The organism is Borreliella kurtenbachii, from assembly GCF_030437945.2.
Taxonomy (GTDB): Bacteria; Spirochaetota; Spirochaetia; order Borreliales; family Borreliaceae; genus Borreliella; species Borreliella carolinensis.
Window position 1 is genome coordinate 503,613 of sequence record NZ_CP124058.1, and the last position, 26,320, is coordinate 529,932.

22 protein-coding genes are annotated in these 26,320 nt (G+C 28.9%); 18 read left to right on the forward strand and 4 right to left on the reverse strand.

The window, feature by feature from the left end:
- Window positions 1-3 precede the first annotated feature (3 nt).
- From rpmD to QIA22_RS03095, 11 genes are all read left to right on the forward strand, one after another.
- Window positions 4-309: a 50S ribosomal protein L30 gene (gene rpmD / locus QIA22_RS03045; protein ID WP_301611668.1), complete on the forward strand. Its 306-nt coding sequence runs from the start codon at window positions 4-6 to the stop codon at window positions 307-309.
- The gene (gene rplO / locus QIA22_RS03050) at window positions 309-746 is read left to right on the forward strand and encodes a 50S ribosomal protein L15 (RefSeq protein WP_071983458.1); all 438 of its coding nucleotides are present in this window, start codon (window positions 309-311) and stop codon (window positions 744-746) included. Before rpmD ends, rplO begins: the two co-directional genes overlap by 1 nt.
- 12 nt (window positions 747-758) lie before the next feature.
- Window positions 759-2,063 (forward strand): preprotein translocase subunit SecY, encoded by a 1,305-nt coding sequence (gene secY, locus QIA22_RS03055; protein WP_301611670.1) that lies wholly within the window; start codon window positions 759-761, stop codon window positions 2,061-2,063.
- Window positions 2,064-2,075: 12 nt separating this feature from the next.
- A complete protein-coding gene (gene rpmJ / locus QIA22_RS03060; RefSeq protein WP_002557090.1) occupies window positions 2,076-2,189 on the forward strand; it encodes a 50S ribosomal protein L36 in 114 nt (37 codons plus the stop codon).
- A 17-nt stretch (window positions 2,190-2,206) separates the two neighbouring features.
- Window positions 2,207-2,584, forward strand: coding sequence for a 30S ribosomal protein S13 (gene rpsM / locus QIA22_RS03065; protein ID WP_301611680.1), 378 nt, complete (start codon window positions 2,207-2,209; stop codon window positions 2,582-2,584).
- A gap of 27 nt (window positions 2,585-2,611) precedes the next feature.
- Window positions 2,612-3,004 carry a 30S ribosomal protein S11 gene (gene rpsK / locus QIA22_RS03070; protein WP_301611681.1) on the forward strand — a complete coding sequence of 131 codons (393 nt, stop codon included), beginning with the start codon at window positions 2,612-2,614 and terminating at the stop codon, window positions 3,002-3,004.
- Window positions 3,005-3,019: 15 nt separating this feature from the next.
- Entirely contained in the window at window positions 3,020-4,054 is a 1,035-nt protein-coding gene (locus tag QIA22_RS03075; RefSeq protein ID WP_301611682.1) for a DNA-directed RNA polymerase subunit alpha, read from the forward strand.
- A 20-nt stretch (window positions 4,055-4,074) separates the two neighbouring features.
- The gene (rplQ, locus tag QIA22_RS03080; protein ID WP_301611684.1) at window positions 4,075-4,446 is read left to right on the forward strand and encodes a 50S ribosomal protein L17; all 372 of its coding nucleotides are present in this window, start codon (window positions 4,075-4,077) and stop codon (window positions 4,444-4,446) included.
- Window positions 4,447-4,518: 72 nt separating this feature from the next.
- Window positions 4,519-6,051, forward strand: a complete 1,533-nt coding sequence (gene rny / locus QIA22_RS03085; protein WP_301611686.1) for a ribonuclease Y — start codon at window positions 4,519-4,521, stop codon at window positions 6,049-6,051.
- Window positions 6,041-6,829, forward strand: coding sequence for a TIGR00282 family metallophosphoesterase (locus QIA22_RS03090; protein ID WP_301611688.1), 789 nt, complete (start codon window positions 6,041-6,043; stop codon window positions 6,827-6,829). Before rny ends, QIA22_RS03090 begins: the two co-directional genes overlap by 11 nt.
- Entirely contained in the window at window positions 6,810-7,601 is a 792-nt protein-coding gene (locus tag QIA22_RS03095) for a TlyA family RNA methyltransferase (RefSeq protein ID WP_301611689.1), read from the forward strand. Before QIA22_RS03090 ends, QIA22_RS03095 begins: the two co-directional genes overlap by 20 nt.
- Here QIA22_RS03095 and QIA22_RS03100 read toward each other — a convergent pair.
- Window positions 7,598-8,350, reverse strand: a complete 753-nt coding sequence (locus tag QIA22_RS03100) for a GerMN domain-containing protein (protein WP_301611690.1) — start codon at window positions 8,348-8,350, stop codon at window positions 7,598-7,600. The genes QIA22_RS03095 and QIA22_RS03100 overlap by 4 nt on opposite strands.
- A gap of 86 nt (window positions 8,351-8,436) precedes the next feature.
- Between QIA22_RS03100 and der the strand changes: the two genes are divergently transcribed.
- The 7 genes from der to trxB all read left to right on the forward strand — a co-directional run bounded on the left by der (window position 8,437) and on the right by trxB (window position 22,509).
- Window positions 8,437-9,738, forward strand: coding sequence for a ribosome biogenesis GTPase Der (gene der, locus QIA22_RS03105; RefSeq protein ID WP_301611692.1), 1,302 nt, complete (start codon window positions 8,437-8,439; stop codon window positions 9,736-9,738).
- Window positions 9,735-10,994 carry a hypothetical protein gene (locus QIA22_RS03110; RefSeq protein ID WP_301611694.1) on the forward strand — a complete coding sequence of 420 codons (1,260 nt, stop codon included), beginning with the start codon at window positions 9,735-9,737 and terminating at the stop codon, window positions 10,992-10,994. Before der ends, QIA22_RS03110 begins: the two co-directional genes overlap by 4 nt.
- Window positions 10,991-11,677, forward strand: coding sequence for an HAD family hydrolase (locus tag QIA22_RS03115; protein ID WP_301611695.1), 687 nt, complete (start codon window positions 10,991-10,993; stop codon window positions 11,675-11,677). Before QIA22_RS03110 ends, QIA22_RS03115 begins: the two co-directional genes overlap by 4 nt.
- Window positions 11,678-11,696: 19 nt before the next feature.
- Window positions 11,697-18,197 carry a SpiroCoCo family coiled-coil protein gene (locus QIA22_RS03120; protein ID WP_301611696.1) on the forward strand — a complete coding sequence of 2,167 codons (6,501 nt, stop codon included), beginning with the start codon at window positions 11,697-11,699 and terminating at the stop codon, window positions 18,195-18,197.
- A gap of 11 nt (window positions 18,198-18,208) precedes the next feature.
- Complete coding sequence (pheS, locus tag QIA22_RS03125; protein ID WP_301611697.1) at window positions 18,209-19,780, forward strand: phenylalanine--tRNA ligase subunit alpha; 1,572 nt, start codon at window positions 18,209-18,211, stop codon at window positions 19,778-19,780.
- Window positions 19,758-21,458, forward strand: coding sequence for a phenylalanine--tRNA ligase subunit beta (gene pheT, locus QIA22_RS03130; RefSeq protein WP_301611698.1), 1,701 nt, complete (start codon window positions 19,758-19,760; stop codon window positions 21,456-21,458). Before pheS ends, pheT begins: the two co-directional genes overlap by 23 nt.
- Before the next feature lie 70 nt (window positions 21,459-21,528).
- Window positions 21,529-22,509, forward strand: coding sequence for a thioredoxin-disulfide reductase (gene trxB, locus QIA22_RS03135; protein ID WP_301611700.1), 981 nt, complete (start codon window positions 21,529-21,531; stop codon window positions 22,507-22,509).
- Window positions 22,510-22,568: 59 nt separating this feature from the next.
- Here the strand turns inward: trxB and rlmB are convergent, their stop codons facing one another.
- From rlmB to dnaK, 3 genes are read right to left on the reverse strand one after another with little or no spacing between them, the layout of a single operon-like run.
- Entirely contained in the window at window positions 22,569-23,309 is a 741-nt protein-coding gene (gene rlmB, locus QIA22_RS03140) for a 23S rRNA (guanosine(2251)-2'-O)-methyltransferase RlmB (RefSeq protein ID WP_301611702.1), read from the reverse strand.
- Between the two features lies 1 nt (window position 23,310).
- A complete protein-coding gene (dnaJ, locus tag QIA22_RS03145; RefSeq protein ID WP_301611704.1) occupies window positions 23,311-24,405 on the reverse strand; it encodes a molecular chaperone DnaJ in 1,095 nt (364 codons plus the stop codon).
- Complete coding sequence (dnaK, locus tag QIA22_RS03150) at window positions 24,405-26,312, reverse strand: molecular chaperone DnaK (RefSeq protein ID WP_301611706.1); 1,908 nt, start codon at window positions 26,310-26,312, stop codon at window positions 24,405-24,407. The genes dnaJ and dnaK overlap by 1 nt, the downstream gene beginning before the upstream one ends.
- Between the last annotated feature and the right edge of the window lie 8 nt (window positions 26,313-26,320).

Here is a 26,320-nt window from a genome sequence, read left to right on the forward strand (position 1 = left end):
TGTATGATTAAAAGGAAATTAAGATTACAACTAAAGAAAGCTAGGTTTAATGCTTCAAGGTCTAGGTCTAAGAATAAATGTTTTATTAGAAGAATGGAAAATAATAGAAAAATTATTTCTAAAAGTAATATTAATGTGCAAGTTTTTCTTGTAAGAAGTATTATTGGGAAGTTAAATAAAAAAGTCAAAGTTTTAAAAGCATTAGGTTTGAATAAAATAGGAGATAAAAAGGTACATTTTTTAAATGAATCTATTAAGGGCATGCTTAACGAGACTATTAATATGATTTTAATAAGCGAGGTAATGTAATGTTTAACCTGTTAAAGCCTAAGGGAGCTAGCAAGCGACGTAAAATTGTTGGCAGAGGTCCAGGTTCAGGACTTGGTAAAACTTCTGGCAGAGGTCAAAAGGGTCAAAAAGCAAGAAATACTTCGCCAAGGCTTGGATTTGAAGGTGGTCAGACCCCTCTTTATAGAAGATTGCCAAGAAAAGGTTTTTCTAATAATGATTATAAATTGGAATATGCAATTGTTAGTCTTGGAGATATAGATAAAAAATTTAAGGATGGACAAGTTGTTAATTATGATACTTTGCTTGAAAATAAACTTATAAAAAAGAAAAATAAAAAAATTAAGATTTTGTCTAATGGTAAGCTTACAAAAAAAGTTTCTTTTGAGGTTTCTAAAATTTCTAAATCGGCTGAAAGCCTTGTAATAAAAATTGGCTGTACTATTAAATTGGTTTAAAGTGGAATAAAAATGAAAGAATTGTTTTTAAGTTTATTTACCGTTAAGGATTTGAGAAATAAGTTCTTGTTTACTTTGTTTGTTCTTTTTCTTTTTAGAGTTGGTTCATATTTGCCGATACCAGGAATAGATTCTGTAGCTCTTAAAAGTTATTTCAAGTCGCAATCAGATTTTTCAATTGCTAATTATTTTGATTTTTTTTCAGGAGGAGCTTTTAGTAATTTTTCTATATTTATGCTTAGTATAGGGCCCTACATTTCAGCATCTATTATTGTTCAGCTTCTTGTTTATTCGTTCCCTTCTTTAAAAAAAATGCAAGAAGGGGATGGTGGGAGACAAAAAACTAAAAAATATACAAAATATTTAACAATAGTTGCGGCTGTAGTTCAAGGATACGCAACAAGCCTTTATGCTAAGGGTATTCCTGGTGCGGTTACCATTCCCTTTTATAGATATATATTTATTGCTATTTTAACAGTTACTACGGGAACATTTATCCTTTTGTGGTTTGGAGAGCAAATTAATCAAAGAGGTGTGGGCAATGGAACATCTTTGATAATTTTTTCTGGTATAGTGGTTAGACTTCAAGCGGCTTTGTTTAACTTATTTCAAAGTATGCAGGATCCCTCTCAAAATGTTAATCCTGTTTTTGTTATACTTATTATAAGTATATTTGTTTTAGTTGTTATATTGATTATATATGAATACAAGGCTCAAATGCGAATTGCTATTCATTATGCTAGGGCAAATTCTAATAGCACAGTTAGTTCATATTTACCAATCAAGTTGAATCCATCAGGCGTTTTGCCTGTTATTTTTGCCTCTGTTTTAATTACCCTGCCTTTACAAATTTTAAGTGGTTTTGCAGAAACTTCTTCTATAGCTAGGCAAATTTTATCTTATTTAAGGCCCAATGGGTTTTATTATACTTTCTTGAATGTAATTTTGATAATTGGATTTACATATTTTTATTCTAAGATTCAACTAAGTCCTAAAGATATAAGTAATAATATTCGTAAGAATGGGGGTGTTATTCCAGGAATAAAGTCTGATGAGATGGAAAAGTATTTAGATGAAATTATGAATAAAACTTTATTTTCAGGATCTATTTTTTTGTCAATTATTGCAATTATTCCATTTTTAGTGCAAAATATTTTTAGATTTCCACACGATGTTTCTAGGATAATGGGGGGGTCTTCTTTGCTTATTATGGTAGGAGTTGCTCTTGATACATTAATTCATATTGATGCTTATTTGAAAACTCAGGGATTTTCTCATGGAAATAGAAAGAATTATGCATTTTTGCAAAAAATTTAGGAGTGTTTGATTATGAAAGTTAGAGTAAGTGTAAAGCCAATTTGTGAAAAATGTAAGGTTATAAAAAGAAAAGGCGTATTAAGAATTATTTGTGATAATTTAAAGCATAAACAAAGACAAAAGTAAAAATTAGAGGAAATGAAATGGCTAGAATATCGGGAATAGATTTACCAAATAATAAACAATTAAAAATAGCGCTTACTTCTATTTATGGTATAGGTAGAACAAGAGCTTTAGAAGTTTGCAATAAATCAAGCATTTCTCCAAGCAAAATTGCTAAAGATTTAGATAATGATGAGGTTAATCGACTTAGGAAGGTAATTGAGAGCGATTATGTTGTAGAAGGCAAACTTAGAAGTGAAGTTGCAATGTCTATTAAAAGACTTATGGATATAGCGTGTTATAGAGGTTTTAGGCATAGGAAAGGATTGCCTTTGAGGGGCCAGAGAACTAAAACGAATGCAAGAACTAGAAAAGGGAAAAGAAAGACTGTAGCTAATAAGAAAATAGCTAGCAAATAAAATAGTTTTTAAGATTTGGAGGGTAAGTTGAGCGCAAAATTATCAACTAATAGTAAAAAAAAAATTAAGAGAAATATCGGAGAAGGAAACGTTTATATACAAGCTACTTTTAATAATACCATAGTTACTGTATCTGATATAAAGGGGAATGCTTTAGCTTGGGCAAGTGCTGGTGGAATGGGTTTTAAAGGGGCTAAAAAGTCGACTCCATATGCTGCTCAAATAACAGCAGAGTCTGCTTTAAATAAGGTGAGAGATTTTGGAATTAATTATGTTCATGTGTATATAAAAGGGCCAGGCATTGGCAGAGAATCTGCAATAAGAGCTATTGGTTCGGTTGGTATGACTGTAAAATCGATTTCAGATGTTACTCCTATTCCTCATAATGGATGCAGACCGAAAAAAACCAGACGAGTTTAGCTAGAAGGAGTTATAATGTCTGTGGAAAAATTTTTGAAAGATTTCACTATACCTGAAAAAATTGAATTTTTGAAAAGCCAGGGTGATGGATCTTATGGTAAATTTACGATATATCCTTTTGAAAGAGGCTTTGGAATTACTATAGGTAATACTTTAAGGCGTGTGTTACTTTCTTCTATTGAAGGGTATGCTATTACTGCTATGAGAGTTCAGTCTAACAATAAAGACTCTTCGTCAAAGGTTGTTTCAAGTGAATTTGATTTGATTCCTGGAGTTTCTGAAGATACTCTTGAGGTTATTGCTAATATTAAAAATATCCATTTGAAACTTGGAGAAGGAGAGCAAAGCAAGACAATAAGCTTTAGTGTTAGCGGCAAAGATACCAATGTTTTGAAAGCTTCTCATTTTGAAAGAGATGGAGTTGAGGTTTTTAATAAAGATTTAGTTATAGCTACTTTATCACATGATGTGAATTTAGATCTTGAATTTCAAATTAATTATGGTAGAGGCTATGTGTCTTCTGAGCAAAATGCTAAGTATTTAGAAGAAGTTAATGTTATTGCTTTAGATTCTATATTTTCTCCTATAGAGAAAGTTTCGTATTCTGTAGAAGATACTAGGGTTGGTCAAAGATCAGATTATGACAAGCTTGTAATGGAAATTTGGACCACGGGTGTGATTTCTGCCAAAGATGCAATCAAAAAGGCTGCTTCAATAATAAGAGAGTTTTTATTTCCCCTTGTTGATTTTGAAGACAATGTTAATACATCTTTTGAAAAATCAAAATCAGAAAGTTCTGATTTACTTGATATGAGCATTGAGAAATTGAATTTATCGGTCAGATCTTTAAATTGTTTAGCCAAAGAAAATGTTAAAACTTTAGGGGAACTTATTAGTAAAAGTGCAGAAGAGCTTTCTAAAGCTAGAAATTTTGGAAAAAAAAGTTTAGAAGAAATAATTGAAAAACTTGGTTCTTATCGATTATATTTAGGAATGTCTAAAGAAGATGCTCTATCTGTATTGAGCAAGAATGTTAAAATATCTGAATAAAAGGAGAGTTAGACTGTTTCATGAAAACAAAATTAGGTTTTAATAGATTAAGTAGGAAGTCCAGTCACAGGAGAGCACTTTTAAAAAATATGGTAATTTCTTTTTTTAAGCATGAAAAAATTTCTTCTACTAAGGCAAAATTGTTTGAAGTTAAAAGATTTGCTGAAAGATTAATTACAAGGGCAAAAGTTGATACTGTGCATAATAGGCGAGAATTATCAAAATTTGTACATGATAAGTATATTTTAAATAAGCTGTTTACCAAAATTTCTCCTGTTTTTAGACAAAGAAGTGGTGGGTATACTCGGATAATTAAATTAGGAAAAAGATATGGAGATGCGGCTGAAATGGCTATCCTAGAATTAGTTGAAAAGCCTTTAAAAGTTGAATAATTAATAATTTGAGCGCACTGTTTTAAAGATTAAATTTTAAATTGCTTTTAAACAGCATAGGAGTTAAATGATATGATATATATTATTTTTTCTTCTATTTTTGCTGGCTTTATATTAGGATTTTTAGTAAGAGTTTTTTTAGGTAGATTGTCTTTATTGGATTTAGAAAAAAATCTGAAAAAAGTAAGAGTAGAATCACAATTAGAGATAGAAAATGAAAGAAGGCAAATTATTGCTAATGCAAAATCTCAAATGCTTAAAGAAAAAAACCAGCAAGATAGGGATATAAGAGATCGGAAAAATGAGATTGTTAATCTAGAAAAAAGATTATTACAAAGGGAAGAAACCTTAGATAAGAGAATATCTGCTCTTGATAAACAGCAGTCTAGGGTTGATTTTAAAATTAAAGAATTTGAACAAAAAGAAAAAGTAATAAGAGAAAAAGAGGCTGATCTTGTTAAAAGATTGGAAAATATTTCTGGTCTTACAAGAGAAGACGCAAGGAAAATTGTAATTGAAAAAGTTGAGCATGAGTCTAAAAGAGATGCTCAAGTTATTATTAATAAAAGTGAACAGGAAGCACAGCTATTAGCAGATAAGGTTGCAAAAGATATTTTAGTATCTACTATGCAGCGCATTGTTACAGAGGTAAGTTCTGAGTTTACAGTGGCTTCTGTTGAACTACCTAATGATGAGATGAAAGGTAGAATTATAGGCAAAGAAGGGCGCAATATTAGGGCTCTTGAGACTTTAATAGGAGCAGATATCATTATTGATGATACGCCTGAAGCTGTTGTTATATCTTGTTTTGATCCAATAAGAAAAGAGCTTGCTAAGAGGACTTTAGAAAGACTTGTTACAGATGGCAGAATTCATCCTGCTAGGATTGAAGAAGTTGTGTATAATGTTACCAATGAGATAAATAGCATTATTCAAGAAGAAGGTGAGAAGGTAGTTTTTGACCTTAATATACATGGGCTTGATAAAAGACTTATTAGAGGGTTGGGAAGACTTTATTTTAGAAGTAGTTATGGTCAAAATGTTTTAAGCCATTCTAAAGAAACGGCTATAATAGGAGAAATTTTAGCCAAAGAGATGAAGTTAGATCCTGTTGTAGTAAAAAGAGCATGTCTTTTACATGATATTGGCAAGGGGATGGAAAGTATTTCTGATAATAGCGAGGGACACGCTATTACTGGTGCCGAACTTGCTCAAAGTTGCGGTGAGAGTGAAATTGTTGTTAATGCTATTGCTGCACATCATAATGAGGTTAAACCAGAGAGTCTTGAGGCTATTGTAGTTCAAATAGCAGATGCCATCTCAGCATCTCGTCCTGGAGCAAGACGGGAAAGTTTAAATAACTATATAAATAGACTTAAAAGACTTGAAGACATTGCTTATAGTTTTGAGGGTGTTCAAAAATGTTATGCTATTCAAGCTGGTCGTGAAGTTAGAATTATTGTTGACAATGCCGTGATTAATGATGAAAAATCAATTTTACTTGCAAGAGATATTGCTAAGAAGATAGAAGCTGAAATGAGATATCCTGGGAAAATTAAAGTTACAATTATTCGCGAAACCAGAGTTATTGAATATGCAAGATAGCACTATTAAAACTTTGATAATTGGGGATATAATAGGTGAGAGTGGATTAAAAAAAGTTTTTTTTAATCTTAAAAACATTAAGAACAAATATAGAATAGATTTGGTAATTGCTAATGGAGAAAATTCTTCAAATGGCTTTGGAATAACTCCAGAAATAGCAAATAATCTTTTTAGATCAGGTGTTAATGTCATTACTACTGGTAATCATGTGTATTCTAATTACAAAATAAATGATTACCTAAATAAGCAAACATATATCTTAAGGCCAAATAATTTTTCAGATTTGTTAGATGGGCATGGTTATTGTTTTTTAACTATTAGAGATGAAAAGGTTGCCGTTGTTAATGTTCAAGGGTTTTTAAATATGAATTTTATTGTTAAAAATCCTTTTGATAATACAAAAAAATTGGTTAATATGCTTAGTAATAAGACTAGAACTATTTTTGTAGATTTTCATGCTGAGAGCAATTATGAAAAGGAAAGTTTTGGATATTTTTTAAATGGTTTTGTAACAGGTGTGGTTGGTACTCATACCCATGTTATGACTCAAGATGAAAGAATATTGTCAAAAGGGACAGCTTATATTAGTGATATTGGGATGACAGGTGGATTAAATTCTGTAATAGGATTTAATCCCGACATTTCTCTTAAAGGCTTGCTTGAATATGCCTCTTTAAGAGCCGAAGTTGTAGAAGATGACATAATTTTACAAGGAGTTATTATTACTTCTAATTTAAAGACAGGCCGCGCTTTAAAAATTGAAAGGATTCAGAAATAATTTATTAAATATACTTTGCAAAAGGTATCCAGAAAAACCCCGAGAAGAATTAATGATCTTAATTTTAAAAGGGAATATATATGTGAATTCTCATAAAGAAAAAAATCCTAAAATGTTAGTAAATAAAACAAGTAAAATAGATTTAATTGAGGATGCTTGTCAAGCATTTGTATCAAGGGGAGGATACAAGCTTTTAGAGGCCCTTAAAGATTTTGAGATTGAAGTTAAAAATAAAATTTGTGTTGATGTTGGCTCTTCAACTGGCGGTTTTACCGATTGTTTGTTGCAGTGTGGGGCTAATTTTGTTTATTCGATTGATGTCGGCATTAATCAACTTTCTTATAAATTGAGAATTGATCCAAGAGTTAAAGTTTTAGAGAGAACTAATATTTTTGATGTTGCAGAATTTAAGATTGTTCCCAATTTTGCCGTTGTAGATGTTTCTTTTAGATCATCAATAAGTATCTGTGTAAATTTAATAGATAAACTTTCTGATAATTTTATTATAGTTTTGATTAAGCCTCAGTTTGAGTTTAAAGGTTTAAATTTAGATATTAAAAATTTTAATGGTGTTGTTAATGGTAAGTATTTGAAGATAATTTTGCAAAGTGTAATTGAAAAATTTTATAAAAATAAATTACAAGTTAAAAATATATTAAAGTTAAAAACCAAAGGTAAGAAAGGTAATCAAGAATTCATGTTTTTAGTTATTAAGTCAAGTGTTTTAAATATTGCAAGTTCTATGGAATTGCTTAGCAATATTGAATTTTAATATTTGTCTAAAGTCTTTTTATTTAATATTCCTGAGAAATTTAAGTTTAATTCTTCAAGTATTATTGGATTATTTTCTATTGTTAAAATTATTCCTTCAATTCCTTTAATTTCAAGACATGTTAAGGTTATTTGAGCGATTTGATTAATTATTCCTTCAATTCCGAAACTATTTTCATAAAATTCTTTAGATAAGTTTATTTTGGCAATTCCTTCGCTTAGGCTTAAATTTAAAAGCTTGGTTTTTATAGGGATTAAGCTTAAAAAATTATTTTTTAGTTCGTATTCATTTGGTCCTTTGATTAAAGATTTCAGTGTTTCTTCAAGAATATTTTTGTCGTAATATATAGCTCTTTTTACAGTCTGTCTTAAAAAATAACCTTCTGGGGTTACTTTTATAAAATAAAGTTTAATAAATTTTTTGTTTTTAAGGTTATTATTTCTTTGGTTTTGCTTGAGTTCTTCTTCAAGTTTTTTTATTTCTGGTGGTTGGATTAAAAAACTTTCATTTTTAAGTATTTTTATATTTTTATTTGTATTTTTATTGGTAGTTTTTTTAGCTTCAATTAATTTATTATCTTGTGTTTGGCTTGATTCGAATAAACCGCTATCGTAATTTTTTTCTTTAAAAATATGCATAATAAGTGAATTTTTGATTATTAATAGCACACTAATTATTGTTAAAACAATAGCAATTAAAATTAAAAGTATGTCTGATTTGGTTGAGCTTGATTTTTTTTTTCTTTTCAATATAAACACTCACGTGTAATTGGCATAAATACTAATATTTGCTATTATAATGGAAATATCGGAATAAATAAAGAGGTGTATTTGCTTTGCTTAGTTATAAAAAGGTTCTTATTGTTGGTAGACCAAATGTTGGTAAATCTGCTTTATTTAATCGAATTTTAAATACAAAAAGAAGTATTACTGAGAGTACTTACGGTGTTACTAGGGATTTGGTTGAAGAGGTTTGTAAGATTGATTCTTTTAATTTTAAATTAATTGATACTGGTGGATTTACGATCTTAAAAGATGAGATTAGCAAAATTGTTGTGCAAAAGGTTTTAAGCTCTTTAGAAAAAGTTGATTTAATTTTATTGGTTTTAGATATTAATGAAATTTTACTTGAAGATTATCAAATTATTGAAATACTGAGAAAATATAGTAGTAAGGTGGTTTTGGTTTTAAACAAAGTAGATACTAAAGATAAGGAATGTTTAGCTCATGAATTTCATAATCTAGGGTTCAAACGCTATTTTTTGGTTAGTGCAGCTCATGGCCGAGGCATTGCTAAGCTTAGAGATTTTTTAAAAGTAGAAGTTGGTGAAACTAATACTGAGAGTGGAGTTGATATTAAGGTTGGGATTATAGGTAAGCCCAATTCAGGCAAATCTACCCTTATTAATTATTTGTCTGGAAATGAAATTGCAATTGTTTCGGATCAACCCGGTACTACTAGAGATTTTATTAAAACTAAGTTCACTAGAAATGGGAAAGTTCTTGAGGTTATTGATACAGCTGGGATAAGGCGAAGGGCAAGAGTAAATGAAATTGTTGAATATTATTCTGTTAGTAGGGCATTAAAAGTAATTGACATGGTAGATATTGTGTTTTTGTTGATTGATGTTAAAGAAGAATTGACTTCTCAGGATAAAAAAATTGCTCATTATGCCACTAAAAAAGGGAAAGGAATTATTATTGTGTTTAGCAAATGGGATCTTGTGGAGCAATCCAAAGGTTATTTTGAAGCCTTAAAGAGCCGTGTGAAGTTTTTTTTCCCTATTTTAAATTTTGCTCCTATATTTAGAATTTCTGTTCATAAAAAGATAGGTCTAGATTCTCTTTTTAAAGAATCTTTTAAGTTAAAAGAGCAGCTTGAGCTTAAAACCAGTACTCCAGATCTAAATAAAATGTTAAATTTATGGATCAAAGATTATCATTTAAATATTTCTCATAAAATCAAATATATTACACAAGTTAGCACTAATCCCGTTAAGTTTATTCTTTTTGCAAATAAAATAAAGAATTTTCCAAATTCTTATTATAATTATTTAGTAAATAATTTGCGTAAAATTGGATATAAAAATATTCCAATTTTAGTAGAATTAAAGGAAAAAATAAGAGATTTAAAGTGAGATATATATTTTTATTTTTAATATTTAAGAGTCTAAATCTTTTTGCGCTTGAGAGTTTTTTTTATGATTTTAATGTAAGGACTAAATATTCAAAATATTTTAATTCAAGCTATATGCAAAAAAAAATAAGTCCAGTAAAACATTTTATTACACAAGATTATTACATTGAAGTTTCAAGTGAAGTTTCTTCTGAGTATGTTTATTATTCTTTTTTTAATAAAAAAAAGAATGTGAGTTATATTTTCCCAGGGTCTTATGTGATTAAAGTAGGCAAAGATGGTATTGAGCAGATAAAAATATTTTTTATAAACAGAGGGGATACGTTTATTAGAATAAAGTCTGCAAAATTTTCTTCTAGTGCTGATTTTTATTTAGTAAATACTTTGATTTATAAAGACGTTAAATTGCCTTTTAAGATTGAAGACATTGCAGTAATTTCTCTTTCTAATATAATAAATTATATTGGCAGGGTTATTGATTTTAGATATTTTATTCCTGAATATTTTGATATTTATAAAGATATTTCTAATATGGCAATTAGTTTAAGGAAATCTCTTGCATCTTTTCCTATTGTTGAGGTTGTTGATGGTGCAATGGATGAGTATGGCAAAATGGTGCATATAGAAACTGGGTTGTTGCAAAGAGATCCGGTGGGGTTTAATTGCTCGGGATTTGTTAAATGGGTGGCGGATTCGATTTATAAATCAATGACAGGACGACTTTTAAGAATTGATGATCTTAAGCTTAGACATATTGGTGTTAGAGGTAGCAGTTTTGCTAGGAGTCAAGAATTTAATAAGGATCCTTTTTTTGGTCTTGATTGGATTCGTAATATTGCTTATAGGATAAATAATATTAATGTAGATTTAAATTTATCTAAAATCAAGGAAAATGATGTCAATAATATTAAGTTTTTTGATTATGTGGACAATCGTGGTTATAAAATTGAAAATTTAGAGTTTTTATTATATAGTCTGGCTTTAGATGAGCCTGGGTATATTTATTTAGGATCTATTAGCACAGGTGTTAACAATTTATCAAGCATGGTGCTTCATAAACATGTTGTTTTGTTTCTTCCATTTCTTGATGAAAATAGGATTTTTAGGGTTTCTGTTAACGAAGTTAATGCTGAAACTTCAATCAAGTCTCTCCAGAAAAGATATCCAAAATCTTATATTCATTTAGTTAGAGTCAAGGTTCCTGAAAATTTATCAATAGTACCTATACCTATAAAGGCAAATAATCAATCATCATGATTAAAGCTGTAGTATTTGATTTAGATGGCACCTTGTATCCTGAGGCGGATAGAAATAAACTAATGTTTTTTGAATTTTTAACTAATGTTAAGTTTTTTTTAGCTTTTAAGCGGATTAGGAAAAAAATACGAATTTTACAAAGCAATCAATTTTCACCTTCAAATAGGGATGAGCTCTTTTCTCTTCAGGTTAAAATGCTTTCTGAGCATTTAAATCTTGATGAGAATCGGTGTGCTTTTTTATTAAATAAAATATATTACAGCCAGATTTTTAGCGATAAGTTTAAAAAACTTAAGCCATATCTTGGAGTTCAAGATTTAATCTATTGGCTTAAATTTAAGGGAATAAAATTGGGTGTAATGTCAGACTTTCCTATTTTAGGTCGTGTCAAAAATTTATTGGGTATTCAAGACAGTTTTTGGGATATTCTTTGTTCCTCAGAAGATACTGGATATTTAAAGCCACATAAAGCACCTTTTTTAAAAGTTATTGAGGATTTAAATTTAAGTAGTAATAATATTTTGTATGTAGGGAATTCTTATGAATATGACATTTTAGGTGCTAGAAATGTTTCAATGAAAGCAGCTTTTTTTTCAAAAAAGAATATAAATTACAAGGGGATAATTGATTTTATTTTTCATGATTATAAAGACTTAAGAGAATATATACGTTTGAATATATAGAATATGGGTAAAATATTTTATGATAGATTTTGCAACTATTTTAGTTAACCTTTTTTTGGTTTCAATAGTTTTATTTGTTTATAGGCAATATGATAAGCGTTCTAGAGCATTGGATAAAATCAAAAAGTTTGTTGATCTTACAAAGGTTAATCTTGAAGATTTTATTGAAGATAAGACAAAAGAGATTAATGATCTTGCTGTTGATATGGAAGCTTATCAAAGATCTAGTATAGAAATAATAAAAAAAATTGAGGAAGTTCAGCAAAAGATTAAAAATAAAAGCAATGATTTTGCAGAGGTTGAAAAAAAAATAGCCTATCATGATTCTATGCTTAAGGATCTTGATGAAATGACTTTTAAAGTTCAAGAGAATATACAAAGATTGCAAGTTGATGGGAAAATAGTAGATAAACTTTCAAAAACTTTAAAAGGATTTAATACTCAGATTGATTCAGTTGAATCAAATTTGAATTCAGTGTTAGAAAAATTTGACAAAACTAATAAAGAAAATCTCGAATCTATTAAAATTGCTAGTTGGGAAAAGTTTGACACTAATATTAAAGACCTTGTTTTTAAAATGGATAATTTAAATAAAGAGATTAGTCTTTATGAAAAAGATTTAGCAAATATTGAAGAGAGAAAAAATGATATTTTAGTTAAGGGTAATGAGAAATTAGATTTAGAATTCAACGATTTTCTTGAAAAGGTCGAATTTAATATTGACAAATATAGTAAAGAGATTGAAAGTTCTTTTAATTTTTATGAAAACAAATATAAGTTAATAGAAGATTCTATAGAGCTTATTATGGAGAGTGTAAAGAATAAAATTAATGAAAAAGAAGATTTTATTTTAAATAGACTAAATGAAGAATTGCAAAATAAATTTAAGGATATTTTTTCATATGTTGATGATCGCTCTAAAGAAATTAAAGATAAGCTTGAGGATAAATTGGTTTTAGTGGACAATGAAATTTCTTCTATGAGTTCTTCTTTTAAAGACAATGTTTATTCAAGAATTAATTCACTTGAGGAGTCAATGCGAATAGAGATGGGAAAGTATGAGGAGCAAGTTGATGATGTTTTTGATAAATTTAGATCTCAAGTTGAGTTGAATCTTAAAAATATTTATGAGGATTATGAAGATAAAATAAGTCAAGTTGATAATAACATTAGAGAAAGGGTAGAGCTTACTTTGTTAGATTTGAATTCTAAAATGGAAAGTGTTCAGATAGGTGCTATTGATTTAATAAAGAGGCTTGAAGATGATTCTAATGGAATATATCTTGAATTTAAAGATAAGTTTGGAGCAGATATTAAAGTATTTAGTGAAAGTTTTAAAGGTGATATTAATCAACTTAAAATGCAGTTAGAATCTCAACTCTTAGATATTGATTCAAATATTCAAGGCAAGCTTATTAAGCTTAATGATAATTTGATTTCTAATTTTGAAGAAATTAATGGTAAGTTTAATAATAATTATTCAAATTTAAGTGATAGTATAAATGCCAAGTACAAGTCTCTTTTTGAATCTTTGGATTCTAGTAGTTCTAAATTTGAAGATCAAATGGAGTTCAAATATAAGAGTTTTACAGATAAATTAACAGCAGAAATGGATGAATTTTCTTTAATTTATGGTGAAAAATTTGATACGCTCTCTCAAGAGACGACCAATAATTATCAAGAATTTCAAGATTTAAACAAAAAATTAGAAAATGAAGTTGGATCTTTTTATAATGTTTTTGAAAAAACCCAGGAGACTTTAAAAGAAGATTTTAATTCTAGTTTAATTAACATTAAAGATGAAATTGGTAAAAATATAGTAGAGTTTAAGGATCGTTATTACAATGAGGTAAATGTTTTTGTTACTCAACTAGAAGAAAGTAAGCTTCAATATTTAAAGTGGCAAGATGAAATGGATTCTAATTTAAAAAATATTGAATCTCAGATAAATAAAACAAATGAAGAATTTTTAAGCTTAATTCAGATTCAAAAAGACAAAGGAATAGAGCTTAGCGAGAGTGTTTTTAATGATCTTTCAGATCATATTCAAAAAAAAGCTATTGATATGCATGGCAGTTGGAAAGATGAGCTTATTGCTTTAAATAAATCTTTGCTTGATATTAAGATTTCTAGCGAAGAGCTACTTTCATCTGCTACTTTAAAAATAGAAAATTTAGAAAAAGATGTTAACGATAGAATGGAATATGTTTTGTTAAAAACAGGCGATATTGAGAGTTTAGTGATAGAAAAATACAAAGAATTAAAAGATATGTCATATTCACAAAGCGATGAGGCTATATTAGGAATTAAAGATTTTATTGATAGGCAAACAGAAATAATTAAAGATAAAAGTGTATTTATGCTTGAAGATTTGAGCAAAAAATTTGATGATAAGAATAATTTTGTTATAAGTAAGATTGAAGAATGTGATTATAAATTAAAAGATTTCAAGATTGAATCAGAAGATATTTTAAATAATTTTAAATCTGATCTTAATGAATTTGTTGAGTCAAAACTACAAATTGTCTCTAATATAAAATCGGACAATCAAAAGCAAATTGATGATTTTTTAGATAGAATTTCTAAGGATATTTTAAACAAGAAGGATTCAATTAACAATGAAGTAGATAGTAAGCTTAGTGATTGGCAAAGTAAGTTAAACGAAATAACTGTTAAAATTGAAAATTTATTATCTTCAGGTAAAGTTGATCTGGACTTAATAGATTCTGAGGTAACTACAAAAATTAAAGAGCTTAAATTTTCTATAGAAAGCCTTGAGAGTTACTATCTTGAGAAAATAGATGAGTTTAGAAATCAAGGGGCTATATATTCTGATGAGCTTTTGCAAGACATAATGAACCATTTTAATAAAGAGACTAGAGAACTTGAGGAAAATTTATCAAAGAAATTTGCTTCAGTTTTAAATAATTCAGAAGAATTTGTTAAAGAGGTTGACAGTTTGTTGCAGGATAAAAGAACCGATATTGCTTCTTTTCAGGCTAATATAGATATTACTCTTGATTCTCTTAGTGTGAAGTTTAATGATATAAACAAAGAAATTAATGGAAAATATAACGAGGTGATATCTAATTATAGGGGATATTCAGAAAATATTTCTAGTAAACTTGAAAATGAAATAATGCATGAGATTGAAAATCTAAATAGAAGATTGACAGATAGAATAGATAGTCTTGGCAAAGGTATGGATGAAAATCTTCAAAAACTTAAGGAATCTTTTGATGTATCAAAATATCAAGTTGAAAAATTTGAATTGAAAGTTAAAGATTTGACAGATGATGGAGAGGCAAAAATTAACGATCTTGTTAAAGAGATTGAACAGTATTATAAATCTAGATTAGAAGAAGCAATTGATTATAGAAGAACGATTGATAGTGATATTATGCAAGCAAAAGAGAGATTTGGAGAGATAACAAATGAGCTTAAAAATAATATTGAGAGTAAAGCCGAGTTTTTAAACGATCTTTATAAGGAAAGGTTTAAACTTATTGAGAGTAATTTTGAAGAGAGATATTCTACATTTTTAATTGAAAGCGAGGGGGCTATTTCAAAAATTAGAGATGAAATTTATAAAACACTTACAAGCAATGATGAAAATTTGCAAATTAAGATTTCTGAAATGGATCATAATTTTGAGATAATAGAGCAAAGATCAAAAGATATTTTAGATTTTGAAAAAGAATTGCAAGATAAAATTAAAGATTGTTACAGTGTTATAAATTCTCAATTTGGAGATATTAAGGCAAGTGTTGAAGAGAATATAAAAAATCATTTTGAAGTTTGTATGAAAAAGGCACACACTTTAATTGATGATGACATTGTAAAGTATGAAAATGAAATTCATAAGAGAATTGATTCTTTAAAATCAATTGAAAGTACTTTTGATAGCATAGAGAAGGATTTGAATGACAAAGTGAGTGGATGTATTGATAAAATAACCAATGATTTTAATCTTAAGTATATTGAACTTGAAGAAAGGTGTAATGAAGGGCGATTAAATTTAGAGGATAAAATTGACAACAAAATTAAAGCCATTGATAATTTGGCTTTAAGTCAATATGACGGACTTGAGAAAAAGTATGCTGACATGTACGATGAATTTTTAGAGAGATTAAATTCTTATATTGCAACTTTAAGTGAAGAGTTTAAGAGTTCGAATAAAGAGATGATCTATGAACTAGAATCTCAACTGAAAAATCTTAAAAATCTTGAATCTGATTTAAATAATGTTGAAAAGGACGTTATTAGATTAAAAGAAGAGTCTTATCAAAATGTTTCATCGCACCTTAAACTATTAGAAGAAGACTTTTTTAAAGATTTGAAAATTAGAGGCGAAGAGCTTAAATATTCTTTGGAAAACTTTATTGCCTCATATAATGATAAAATTCAAAATTTAGAATATGATTTGTCTAAAAATTTGGAAAACAAGACAGAACTTATTCAAAATTTCCACTTAGATATTGAACAAAAAATGAAAGATGATAAAGAAAATTTTTATTTAGATTTTACCAAAGAATTTTCTTCTAAAAAAAAAGATATGCAGAGTGAGATAGCTTTAATGGAAACCAATATTACTGGGAAAGTAGATGAATTTGTTGATTTTGTAAATAATAAGCAAAGTATTATTGATTCTTGGTTTTTAAATATTAAAGATGATGTAAAAAATTGGCAAGAAAAATCTTATAGCACAATAGAGAAGAGAATAAATCTTGCTGAACTTGGAATTAAATCATTTGAGAATGATATTTTTAATGTAAAGATTGGTTTAGAATCTTTTAAAGATGGTTTTGAAACTAAGGCCGAAGAGATTTTTAGCAATTTGCAAAACGAGGCTAAAAAAATTGAACAATCAGTTCAAATTGATTTTAAAAATATTGGCGAGTCATTAAATCTTAAAGTTTTAGATCTTGAAAAATTTGTAGATTTTAAAGTAGAAAAGATAGACGAAAAGGTTAATAAGAAAACCGAAGATATCTTAATTCAAGCAGAAGTGAAATTTTTAACTCAGCAAAAGGATCTTGAAGATAAGATTTTTGAGCTTAATCAGAAATTAGAGCATGAATTTACAACTTTGTCTTCTAATCTTGATAAAGCAAGGTGTGAAATGGTTGATGTAATTTCTAGTGATAAAGAAAGCTTTGAAGGACAAATTGAATTAATTAATAAAAATATTTCAGAATTTTCTGAAAAAATTAGTTTATATAGAAGTAATATTGAGACATCAATTGAGAGTGAATATAATTCCTTTTCTAAATCTATAAAATCAGAATTCGGTTTACTTGAGGATGAACTTAAAACAAATTTAAAACATTCAACATTAGAGATTGAAACTATAAAAAATGGCTTACAGGAACAAATTGATAAATTTGAGGTTGAATTTAAGAAAAATCATAAAGAATTATTGAAAGGAGTTGATACCAATATTTTAGAACTTGAATCTAAAATATTAAATTATGATATTCAATTTAACAAATTTATTAGTGAGATTAAAGACAATTTAGTTGAATATAAATCTGATTTGAGAGCAGAATTTGAAGATAGTTATGATAAAATTAATTTTCAAATTGAAAATCAAATTGAAAATTTTAAAAAATTGGATGCTGAGCTTGAAAAAAATAACTTGATATTTTTGGAGGCTTATTCTCTTAAGGACAAGTTGGAAAAATTATGGGAAACTTTAAAAAATGAGATAGATCTTGCCCAGGAATATAAAAATAATTTTGAAAACGTTAATAAAGAATTCTATAATATTCAAAAAGAAACATTGGGCATTATTGAAACTTTTAATGAGTTAAAGTTGGAACAAGAATCAATTAAATCTATTAAGAATGATTTTAATAAATTTTTTGAATTTTACTCTTCATTTGATAGTAGATATAAGAGTTTAGTTGAATCTTATGATGAAGTGCAAATTTATAAAGCTAAAATAAAAGAGATTGCCGAGGAGCAGAGAACTATTCTTGATAATTATGAAAGAATTATCAATAAAGAGAGTATATTAAAGAGTACTATAGAATCTGTTGATAAAAATTTTGATTTGATAAATGAAGTTGAGAAAAGATTTAATACTTTAAGCAAAGAGAGTGCTAAGTTTCAAGACAATCTCAAGGATATGGAAAATGTTGTTTCAACCCTCTTATTAAACAAAGGGTTGTCTGAAGAAGTGTTGATTAATGCTCAAAATTTAAAGGAAATGTTATTAGACATTGAAAATAGGTTGAAAAATACTTTGACTATGAGAGAGAAGGTGGTGAAATCTGAGACAAGGCTGGAGAATTTAAATACTGCAGCAGAAGAGAGAATAAAAACTCTTGGTATTCTTGTCAAAACCGATTCTAAATATCAAGATAATGTTGGGCTTAATAATGAAACTGTTAGGAATTCTGTAATAAAATTAATGAGGCAGGGATGGAGTGCTGAAGAAATTTCTAGAGCTACCAAATTGTCTATTGGGGAAGTTGAGCTTATTTTAGAGCTTGGTATAAGCAATAAAGGTGATTAAAGGTTATATTTATGAAGGTAAATTTAAATTTAATAAGAACATTGCATCCTCTTGAGATGAAAGTAATTGCAAACAATAAAGAAGGGGATGATATTTCTGCTTCAATTATTATTGAAAAATTGGGGTTTAATGAAGGTCAGGCAAATAAAACAATTGAATGGTTAAATTCTAGGGGAATTATTGAAGAGATTTATAGGAAATTAAATGTATTTTATAAAGCAACAGAAAAGGGTCTTGGCGCTTTAAGAGATGGGTTTGTTGAAGAAAAAATAATAAATTTAGTATCTCAAAAGGAAATTTTGGCTTCAAATTTAGCATTAGAGCTTGATATTGATATTAAAGAAGTGAGAAAAGCTTTTGGCAATTTGTTAAAAGAGGGCATTCTTTCTCTTGATTTGAATAAACAGATTGTTATAAATTATTTAGACGGCATAGAAACCAATTATCAAAAAATACGTGTTTTATTAGAAAGAGCAAAAAGTAGCGATCTTCTTAGAGAAAGTTTGACAACCGAAGAGTTTTTATTAATATCAAATTTTGCTAAGAAAAAAGGAGCAGATTCTGTATTTTTTAAAATAATAGAAAAACTTGATTTAAAGTTTAGATTATCTAGTTTTGGATTAGAAGTTAAAAATTTTTTAATGAAAAGTAAATTAATTGGGGATGAAATTACTAAGCTTACTCCTGAAATTTTAAAAAATAAAACATATGAGAATAAAAAATTTAGAGCTTACAATATTCATATTCCATCAGCTAAAACTTTTATTGGGCGTGCTAATTCTTATTTAGATTATATTTCTAAAATTAAAGACAAATTAGTAGGACTTGGTTTTCAAGAGTTTGATGGTCCTTTAGTAGAAACAGAATTTTTTAACAACGATGCTCTTTTTATGCCCCAATTTCATCCTTCTCGTGATGTTAAGGATGTTTATTACATTTCAGATCCTAGTATGCAAGAATCTTTACCCGAACCTTATTTTTCTAATGTAAAATTAGCCCACGAAACAGGATATGCAACAGGTTCAAGGGGCTGGAGGTATAGTTTTAGTGAAGATCTTTCTAAGAGATTGGTTTTAAGAACCCATGGTACCGTTCTTTCTGCAAAACAATTAATTAATGCCAAAAGTCCAAGCAGATATTTTGGAGTTATTAGATGTTTTAGATATGATCAGGTAGATGCAACTCACGGAGTAGATTTTTATCAAACTGAGGGAATTGTTATTGAAGATGGCGTTAGTATTAAAACTTTGCTGGGTCTTCTTGAAATTTTTGCTAAAGAGCTTGCAGGTGCTACAGAAGTTAAATATGTTCCCGCATATTTTCCCTTTACTGAACCTTCTATTGAAATACATGTAAAACATCCTGTTCTTGGCTGGTTTGAACTTGGAGGAAGTGGAATTTTTAGGCCAGAAGTTACAAGGCCTTTGGGCATTGATTTGCCTGTTATTGCTTGGGGGATTGGAATAGATAGAATGGCTTTAATGCATTTGGGTCTAAATGATTTGAGAGATCTATTTACTTATGATATTGGTGATGTTATTTTAAGACGAGGAAAGATAGATGCCAAAGGTAGAAATTTATAAAAATCTTTTTTTAGATAAAATAGGAAAAAATTTTACAAATTCAGAAATTTCAAAATTACTTGAACCATTTAAAGCGGAATTTGATGGATTTGATGAAAGTTCAGGAAAAATCAAAATAGAATTTAATGATACAAATAGGCCAGATTTGTGGTCTTATTTAGGGCTTGCTCGTCAGATAAAAGCTTATTTTTTTGGAGAAATGCCCTATTATAATTTTTTTTCAAAAAGGGGAGATTTTAAAAAGTTTTATGGTGAAATTTTAGTGGATGGCAAAATGTCTCAAATCAGACCGTTTATTTTTGGATTTTTAGCAAAAGGATTGATTATTGATGATAGAATGCTTGAGACATTAATTCAATTTCAAGAAAAACTTTGTCAAAATTATGGACAAAAGAGAAGAAGAATTGCAATGGGGATGTATAATTCTAATTTTATTAAATTTCCAATAAATTATGTTGCTTCATCTCCTAATCATAAGTTTGTTCCTTTGGGAATGGATTGTGAGCTTTCTCTTTTAGAAATAAATGAAAAGCATCCCAAAGGATTGGAATATTCACATATTATTAAAAATTTTGATAAGTATCCGTTATTATTAGATGATAATAATAATGTAGTCTCTTATCCTCCAATAATTAATTCTAACAATATTGGATCTTTAAAGGTTGGTGATACTGATTTATTTATTGAGGTTACGGGAATTGATTTTGAAGCAACTTTATTAGCGTTATCCATAGCAGCCTGTGATTTTTGTGATATGGGTTTTGAAATTTTGCCCGTGAAAACTGTGTTTAGAGAGCCTTTTGGTTTAGATTTTAAAGAATTGGTATGTCCTTATTATTTTCAAGAAGAAGTGGAGTTTGATGTTAAAAATATTAATAAACTGCTTGGAAGCGATTTAACATTAGAGCGTATTTGCCTTAATTTAAAAAAAATGGGAGTAAATTCTTATTCTAGAGATTTGAAAAACTATATTATTCCCCCTTTTTATAGGAATGACTTTCTTCATGAGGTTGATGTAATTGAAGATGTAATGATAGGGGAAGGTCTTTTAAGTTTTAATCCAGAGCTTCCTAAGGCTTTTGCAGTGGGAAGGCTTAGTCCTTTAGAAGAGTTTTCAAGAAATGTTAGAAATTTAATGGTGGGAATGGGATTTCAAGAGATGATTTATAATTATATGGGTTCTAAGAAAGATTTTATTGACAGAATGAATATTAATGATCAAAATTTTTTAAAAGTATCTAATCCAATCACAGAAAATTATGAATATGTTAGAGCATCAATAATCCCCAATTTATTAAAATCAGAAAGCGTTAGTTCTAATTTTCCTTATCCACATAAAATTTTTGAAATTGGCAAGGTAGCTTTAAAGAATTTAGATACTATTGAAGGAACAAGTACTTTTACGAATTTAGCTTTTTTAATGTCTGGCAAGGAAATTTCTTTTAATGAGATTAATTCAATTGTTGCAACGCTTTTTTATTATTTAAATATTGAGATTAATTTAATAGAATCAAAAACCACTTTTTATATTAATGGTAGGGGAGCAGATATTTTGATTGAAGGCTTTAATATAGGTAGTTTTGGTGAAATTTCACCTTATGTTTTAAATAATTTTGGCATTTTCATTCCATGCTCTGTTTTTGAGGTTAATATTAGTAAACTTATGATTCGATCTTAAGTATTGAATATTAGTTTTAGCAACGTTAAGATTAATATTCAAATTTTTAAGAGAGGCTTGAATTTTAGATATGTTAGAATTTGAAACTATTGATATAAATCTGTCCAAAAAGGAGAATTTATCTCAAAAAGAGGTAGAAGTTATTGAAGATGTAATAATTGTAGGATCTGGCCCGGCTGGACTAACAGCCGGGATTTATTCTGTTATGAGCAATTATAAGACTGCTATTTTAGAAGGCCCTGAACCTGGGGGGCAGCTTACTACAACCACAGAAGTTTATAATTATCCTGGCTTTAAAAATGGAATAAGTGGTAGAGATTTGATGTTAAATATGAGAGAGCAAGCAGTAAATCTTGGAGCTAAAGCTTTTCTTGAAACTGTTTTTTCTATAAAAAGGGAGAATAATATTTTCTATCTTTATACAGAAAATTATATTTATAAAAGTAAGGCTGTTATTATTGCTGTGGGATCAAAACCCAAAAAACTTGAAACTCTTAAAAATTCGGATGTATTTTGGAATAAGGGTATTTCGGTTTGTGCTATTTGTGATGGACATCTTTTTAAAGGGAAAAGGGTTGCAGTAATTGGTGGAGGCAACACTGCTCTCTCAGAATCAATTTATTTAAGCAAATTGGTGGACAAGGTTTATCTTATTGTAAGAAAAGACAATCTTAGAGCTATTGCTATGTTAAGAGATAGTGTTGCGAAGTTGCCTAATATTGAAATTTTGTATAATTCAGAGGCCATAGAAGTAGATGGTAAATCTTCTGTTTCTTCGGTTAAAATTTTTAATAAAAAAAATAATGTTTTTTATGAATTAGAAGTTAATGCTGTATTTATGGCTGTTGGATATAAGCCAAATACAGAATTTTTAAAGGGATTTTTGAATTTGGATGAAGAAGGATTTATTGTCACTAAAGATGTTGTTAAAACAAGTGTTGATGGTGTTTTTTCTTGTGGAGATGTTAGTAATAAAGTTTATGCTCAAGCTATTACGGCTGCTGCTGAAGGATTTATTGCATCTGTTGAGTTGGGAAATTTTTTAAAATAGTTTTTATTAAGATGTTTTTGGTGGTTTTTTTAAATAAAGTTTTTATTTAGTTTAATTCTTTAGAGTAGATTTAATTGCCTTTTGATTTCAAAGATTAAAATGCCTGTAGATACAGAAACATTAAGTGAGTCTATTTTTCCGCTAGTTGGGATTCTTATTAAAAAATCCGAATTTTCTTTTATTAGCTTGTGTACACCTTTTCCTTCATTTCCTAAAATAAGTGCAATTTTTTTGTCGCTTATTTTGATTTTGTTTATATCTTGTCCTTTAATATCACCAGTGTATATCCAAAAGCCAGAATTTTTTAAAAGATTTATTGTGTTGTTTATGTTTGCCACTGTTATTTTTTTTACATATTGACTTGCACCAGAGCTAGTGCGCAAAACCGTCGAATTGTCTTTTGCGCTACGTTTTTGAGTAGTAATTACAAGATCTATACTAAACTGTTCTGCTGTTCTAAGGATTGCTCCAAAGTTTTGGGGATCTTCTACCTCATCTAGAAGTAAAATGAAAGCATTTTCTTTTTTTTTAAATGTTTCTAGTAAGTTTTCGAAATCTTTGGTTTGTGTTTTTGCATTTTTATTTTTTTCAAGTTTTAATTTTAATGCAAATCCTCTGTGGTCTTTGTTTTTAAGAATTTTGTCAAGTTCATTTGTACTTATTCTTATTATTTTTAAATTTTGCGTTTTAGCCAGTTTTTCAATTTCTATAGTTTTTGAACTTTTTTTTGATATATAAAGTTCAAATCCTTTATTATTTTTTATGCTTTCAATTATTGAATTGGCATGAGTTATATACATATTATACTTTGAGTAAATTTATTTCATCACCATCTTTTAATTCTTTGCTTAAGTTTTCAAAAAGTTTAATAGCATTAGAATTTAAATTTTTAGGTGTTTTTATTTTAGTGATTAATATTAAATTTCCAAATTTTTCGGTTTGAAGAATTGGCATTCCTGCGTTTTTAATTAAAATTTGTTCTTCATTGTCTATTCCTTTTGGAATTTGTATTTTAATCTCTTTTGAAGCGATTGTTTTTATTTTTACTTCTTTTCCAAGGGCTGCTTGGGTAAAGCTTATTGGAAGCATTGCATAGAGATCTTTACCATTTCTTTTAAATATTTTATGAGATCTTATCAATATTTTTACATAAAGATCGCCGTATTCTTGATTGTCCGGATTAACATTTCCCTTGCCTTTCATTTTTATTTGTTGGTTATTATCAATACCTGGGGGAATGTTTAATTGAATAGTTTCTTGTTTTGCAAGGCTTCCTTTTCCCTTACAAGATTTACAAGGGTTTGATATTATTTTGCCCTCGCCGTAACATTTAGAACATGTTGTTGTAACTCTGAAAAATCCTCCGCCTTGTACCACTCTTCCGCTGCCGTTACACATGTTACATATTGAAGGACTTGTACCTTTTTCGGATTTTTTACCTAAACAAGAATCGCAAAGCATTTGTCTTGTTATGTTTATATTATTTTTGTACCCAAGGTATGCATTTTCAAGAGATATTTCTATGTTATATCCCAAGTCTTCACCTTTTGCATGTTTTCTATTTCTTTCTTGTCCTTTGTTTCCGGTGAAAAATGAATCAAAAATATCGCCAAAATCTTCAAAGATGTCTGAAAATCCACTAAATCCACCCGAAAATCCTTCAAATCCTCCTCCTTCAAAAGCAGAATGTCCAAATCTGTCGTATTTAGCTTTTTTATTGTCATCTATTAAAACTTCGTAAGCCTGAGTAGCTTCTTTAAAGATAGAGGCGGCTTCTTCATTCCCTTGATTCCTGTCTGGGTGATATTTAATTGCTATTTTTCTATATGCTTTTTTTATCTCATCTTTTGAGGCTCCTTTTGAGAGCCCCAAAATTTCATAATAATCTTTTTTCACTATTTTTTATCCTCGTCAACAACCTCGTAATCAGCCTCTTTACCCTCTTCGCTTGTATTACTTTGGGGGCCATTTTCTTGTTCGCTGCTTGCATTTTGCTGGGAAGAATCTTTATACATCATCTCAGCTATTTTGTAAGAAGCTTTTTGAAGTTCTTCTGTTCTAGATTTTATAAGTGAAATGTCTTCTTTTTCAAGACTTTCTTTTAATTCTTTTATTTTACTTTCAATAGCTTCTTTGTCTTCGCTTGAAATTTTTTCAGAATATTCTTTTAATGATTTTTCTGTTTGATAAATTAAAGAATTAGCTTTATTTTTTGCTTCAATATTTTCTTTTAATTTTTTATCTTCTTCTGCATGAGCTTCTGCATCTTTTACCATTCGATCTATTTCTGATTCAGAGAGCCCTGATGATGATTCAATTCTAATTTTCTGTTCCTTGCCTGTTCCCATATCTTTTGCAGACACATGAACTATTCCATTAGCATCAATGTCAAAGCTAACTTCAATTTGAGGCACTCCTCTTGGCGCTGCTGGTATTCCATCAAGTATAAAATTACCAAGTATTCTATTTTGTGCTGCCATTTCACGTTCACCTTGAAGGACTTTAATATCAACAGAAGTTTGATTGTCTGCAGCTGTTGAGAATACTTGACTTTTTTTTGTAGGAATTGTGGTGTTTCTTTCAATAAGTTTAGTCATAACACCACCCAGTGTTTCTATTCCTAGTGAGAGTGGAGTAACGTCAAGGAGTACCATGTCTTTAGTTTCTCCTGTTAAAATACCACCCTGAATAGCAGCTCCAATTGCTACAGCTTCATCTGGATTTACTCCTTTGTTAGGGTCTTGTCCAAATATATCTTTTACAATTTTTTGAATAGCAGGAATTCTTGTTGATCCGCCTACAAGTATTACTTCATTGATATCAGAAGCTTTAAGCCCTGCATCTTTAATAGCCTTAAGGCATGGTTCTTTTGTTTTTTGAACCAAATGGTCTACCATTTGTTCGAATTTTGCCCTTGTTAGAGTATGTTGTAAGTGCTTTGGACCATTTGCATCTGCTGTAATAAATGGAAGATTTATTGAAGCTTCTTGAGCGCCTGAGAGTTCTATTTTGGCTTTTTCGGCTGCCTCTTTGAGTCTTTGAAGAGCCATTTTGTCGTTTGACAAATCAATAGCGCTTTCTTTTTTGAATTCTGAAATTAAATGTTTTATTATCTCATCGTCAAAATTGTCACCACCAAGATGTGTGTCTCCGTTGGTTGACTTTACTTCAAAAACACCATCTCCGAGTTCCAATATTGAAATATCAAATGTTCCTCCACCAAGATCGTAAACAGCAACAATCTCTTCGTGTTTTTTTTCAATTCCATAAGCAAGAGCAGCAGCAGTTGGCTCGTTAACAATTCTTTTTACTTCAAGACCCGCTATTTTGCCAGCATCTTTTGTAGCTTGTCTTTGAGCATCATTAAAGTAAGCAGGAACTGTAATCACAGCCTCTGTAACTTTTTCACCTAAGTAAGCCTCTGCTGTTTCTTTCATTTTTGTAAGAGTTGCTGCTGAGATCTCAGGTGGGGACATTTGCTTTTTTATATTAGAAATGTTTACTCGCGCATCGCCATTTGGTCCTTTTTCTATTTTATAAGGAACCATTTTTATTTCGCTTGTAACCTCTTCAAATCTTCTTCCCATAAATCTTTTAATAGAATAAATTGTGTTTTCAGGGTTTGTAACCATTTGGTTTTTTGCGACTTGCCCTACAAGTCTTTCGCCTTTATTTGTGTAAGCAACAATAGATGGAGTAGTTCTTCCCCCTTCTGAATTTTGTATTACAACTGGTTTTCCATGCTCCATTATAGCTACGCATGAGTTTGTTGTTCCTAGGTCAATACCTATTATTTTGCCCATATTATAAA

What these genes read in the sequence shown, in the direction of transcription:
- rpmD (WP_301611668.1), top strand. Translation starts at nt 4, where the DNA reads ATGATTAAAAGGAAATTAAGATTACAACTAAAGAAAGCTAGGTTTAAT.
- rplO (WP_071983458.1), top strand. Translation starts at nt 309, where the DNA reads ATGTTTAACCTGTTAAAGCCTAAGGGAGCTAGCAAGCGACGTAAAATT.
- secY (WP_301611670.1), top strand. Translation starts at nt 759, where the DNA reads ATGAAAGAATTGTTTTTAAGTTTATTTACCGTTAAGGATTTGAGAAAT.
- rpmJ (WP_002557090.1), top strand. Translation starts at nt 2,076, where the DNA reads ATGAAAGTTAGAGTAAGTGTAAAGCCAATTTGTGAAAAATGTAAGGTT.
- rpsM (WP_301611680.1), top strand. Translation starts at nt 2,207, where the DNA reads ATGGCTAGAATATCGGGAATAGATTTACCAAATAATAAACAATTAAAA.
- QIA22_RS03075 (WP_301611682.1), top strand. Translation starts at nt 3,020, where the DNA reads ATGTCTGTGGAAAAATTTTTGAAAGATTTCACTATACCTGAAAAAATT.
- rplQ (WP_301611684.1), top strand. Translation starts at nt 4,075, where the DNA reads ATGAAAACAAAATTAGGTTTTAATAGATTAAGTAGGAAGTCCAGTCAC.
- rny (WP_301611686.1), top strand. Translation starts at nt 4,519, where the DNA reads ATGATATATATTATTTTTTCTTCTATTTTTGCTGGCTTTATATTAGGA.
- QIA22_RS03090 (WP_301611688.1), top strand. Translation starts at nt 6,041, where the DNA reads ATGCAAGATAGCACTATTAAAACTTTGATAATTGGGGATATAATAGGT.
- QIA22_RS03115 (WP_301611695.1), top strand. Translation starts at nt 10,991, where the DNA reads ATGATTAAAGCTGTAGTATTTGATTTAGATGGCACCTTGTATCCTGAG.
- QIA22_RS03120 (WP_301611696.1), top strand. Translation starts at nt 11,697, where the DNA reads ATGATAGATTTTGCAACTATTTTAGTTAACCTTTTTTTGGTTTCAATA.
- pheS (WP_301611697.1), top strand. Translation starts at nt 18,209, where the DNA reads ATGAAGGTAAATTTAAATTTAATAAGAACATTGCATCCTCTTGAGATG.
- pheT (WP_301611698.1), top strand. Translation starts at nt 19,758, where the DNA reads ATGCCAAAGGTAGAAATTTATAAAAATCTTTTTTTAGATAAAATAGGA.
- trxB (WP_301611700.1), top strand. Translation starts at nt 21,529, where the DNA reads ATGTTAGAATTTGAAACTATTGATATAAATCTGTCCAAAAAGGAGAAT.
- rlmB (WP_301611702.1), bottom strand. Translation starts at nt 23,309, where the DNA reads ATGTATATAACTCATGCCAATTCAATAATTGAAAGCATAAAAAATAAT.
- dnaK (WP_301611706.1), bottom strand. Translation starts at nt 26,312, where the DNA reads ATGGGCAAAATAATAGGTATTGACCTAGGAACAACAAACTCATGCGTA.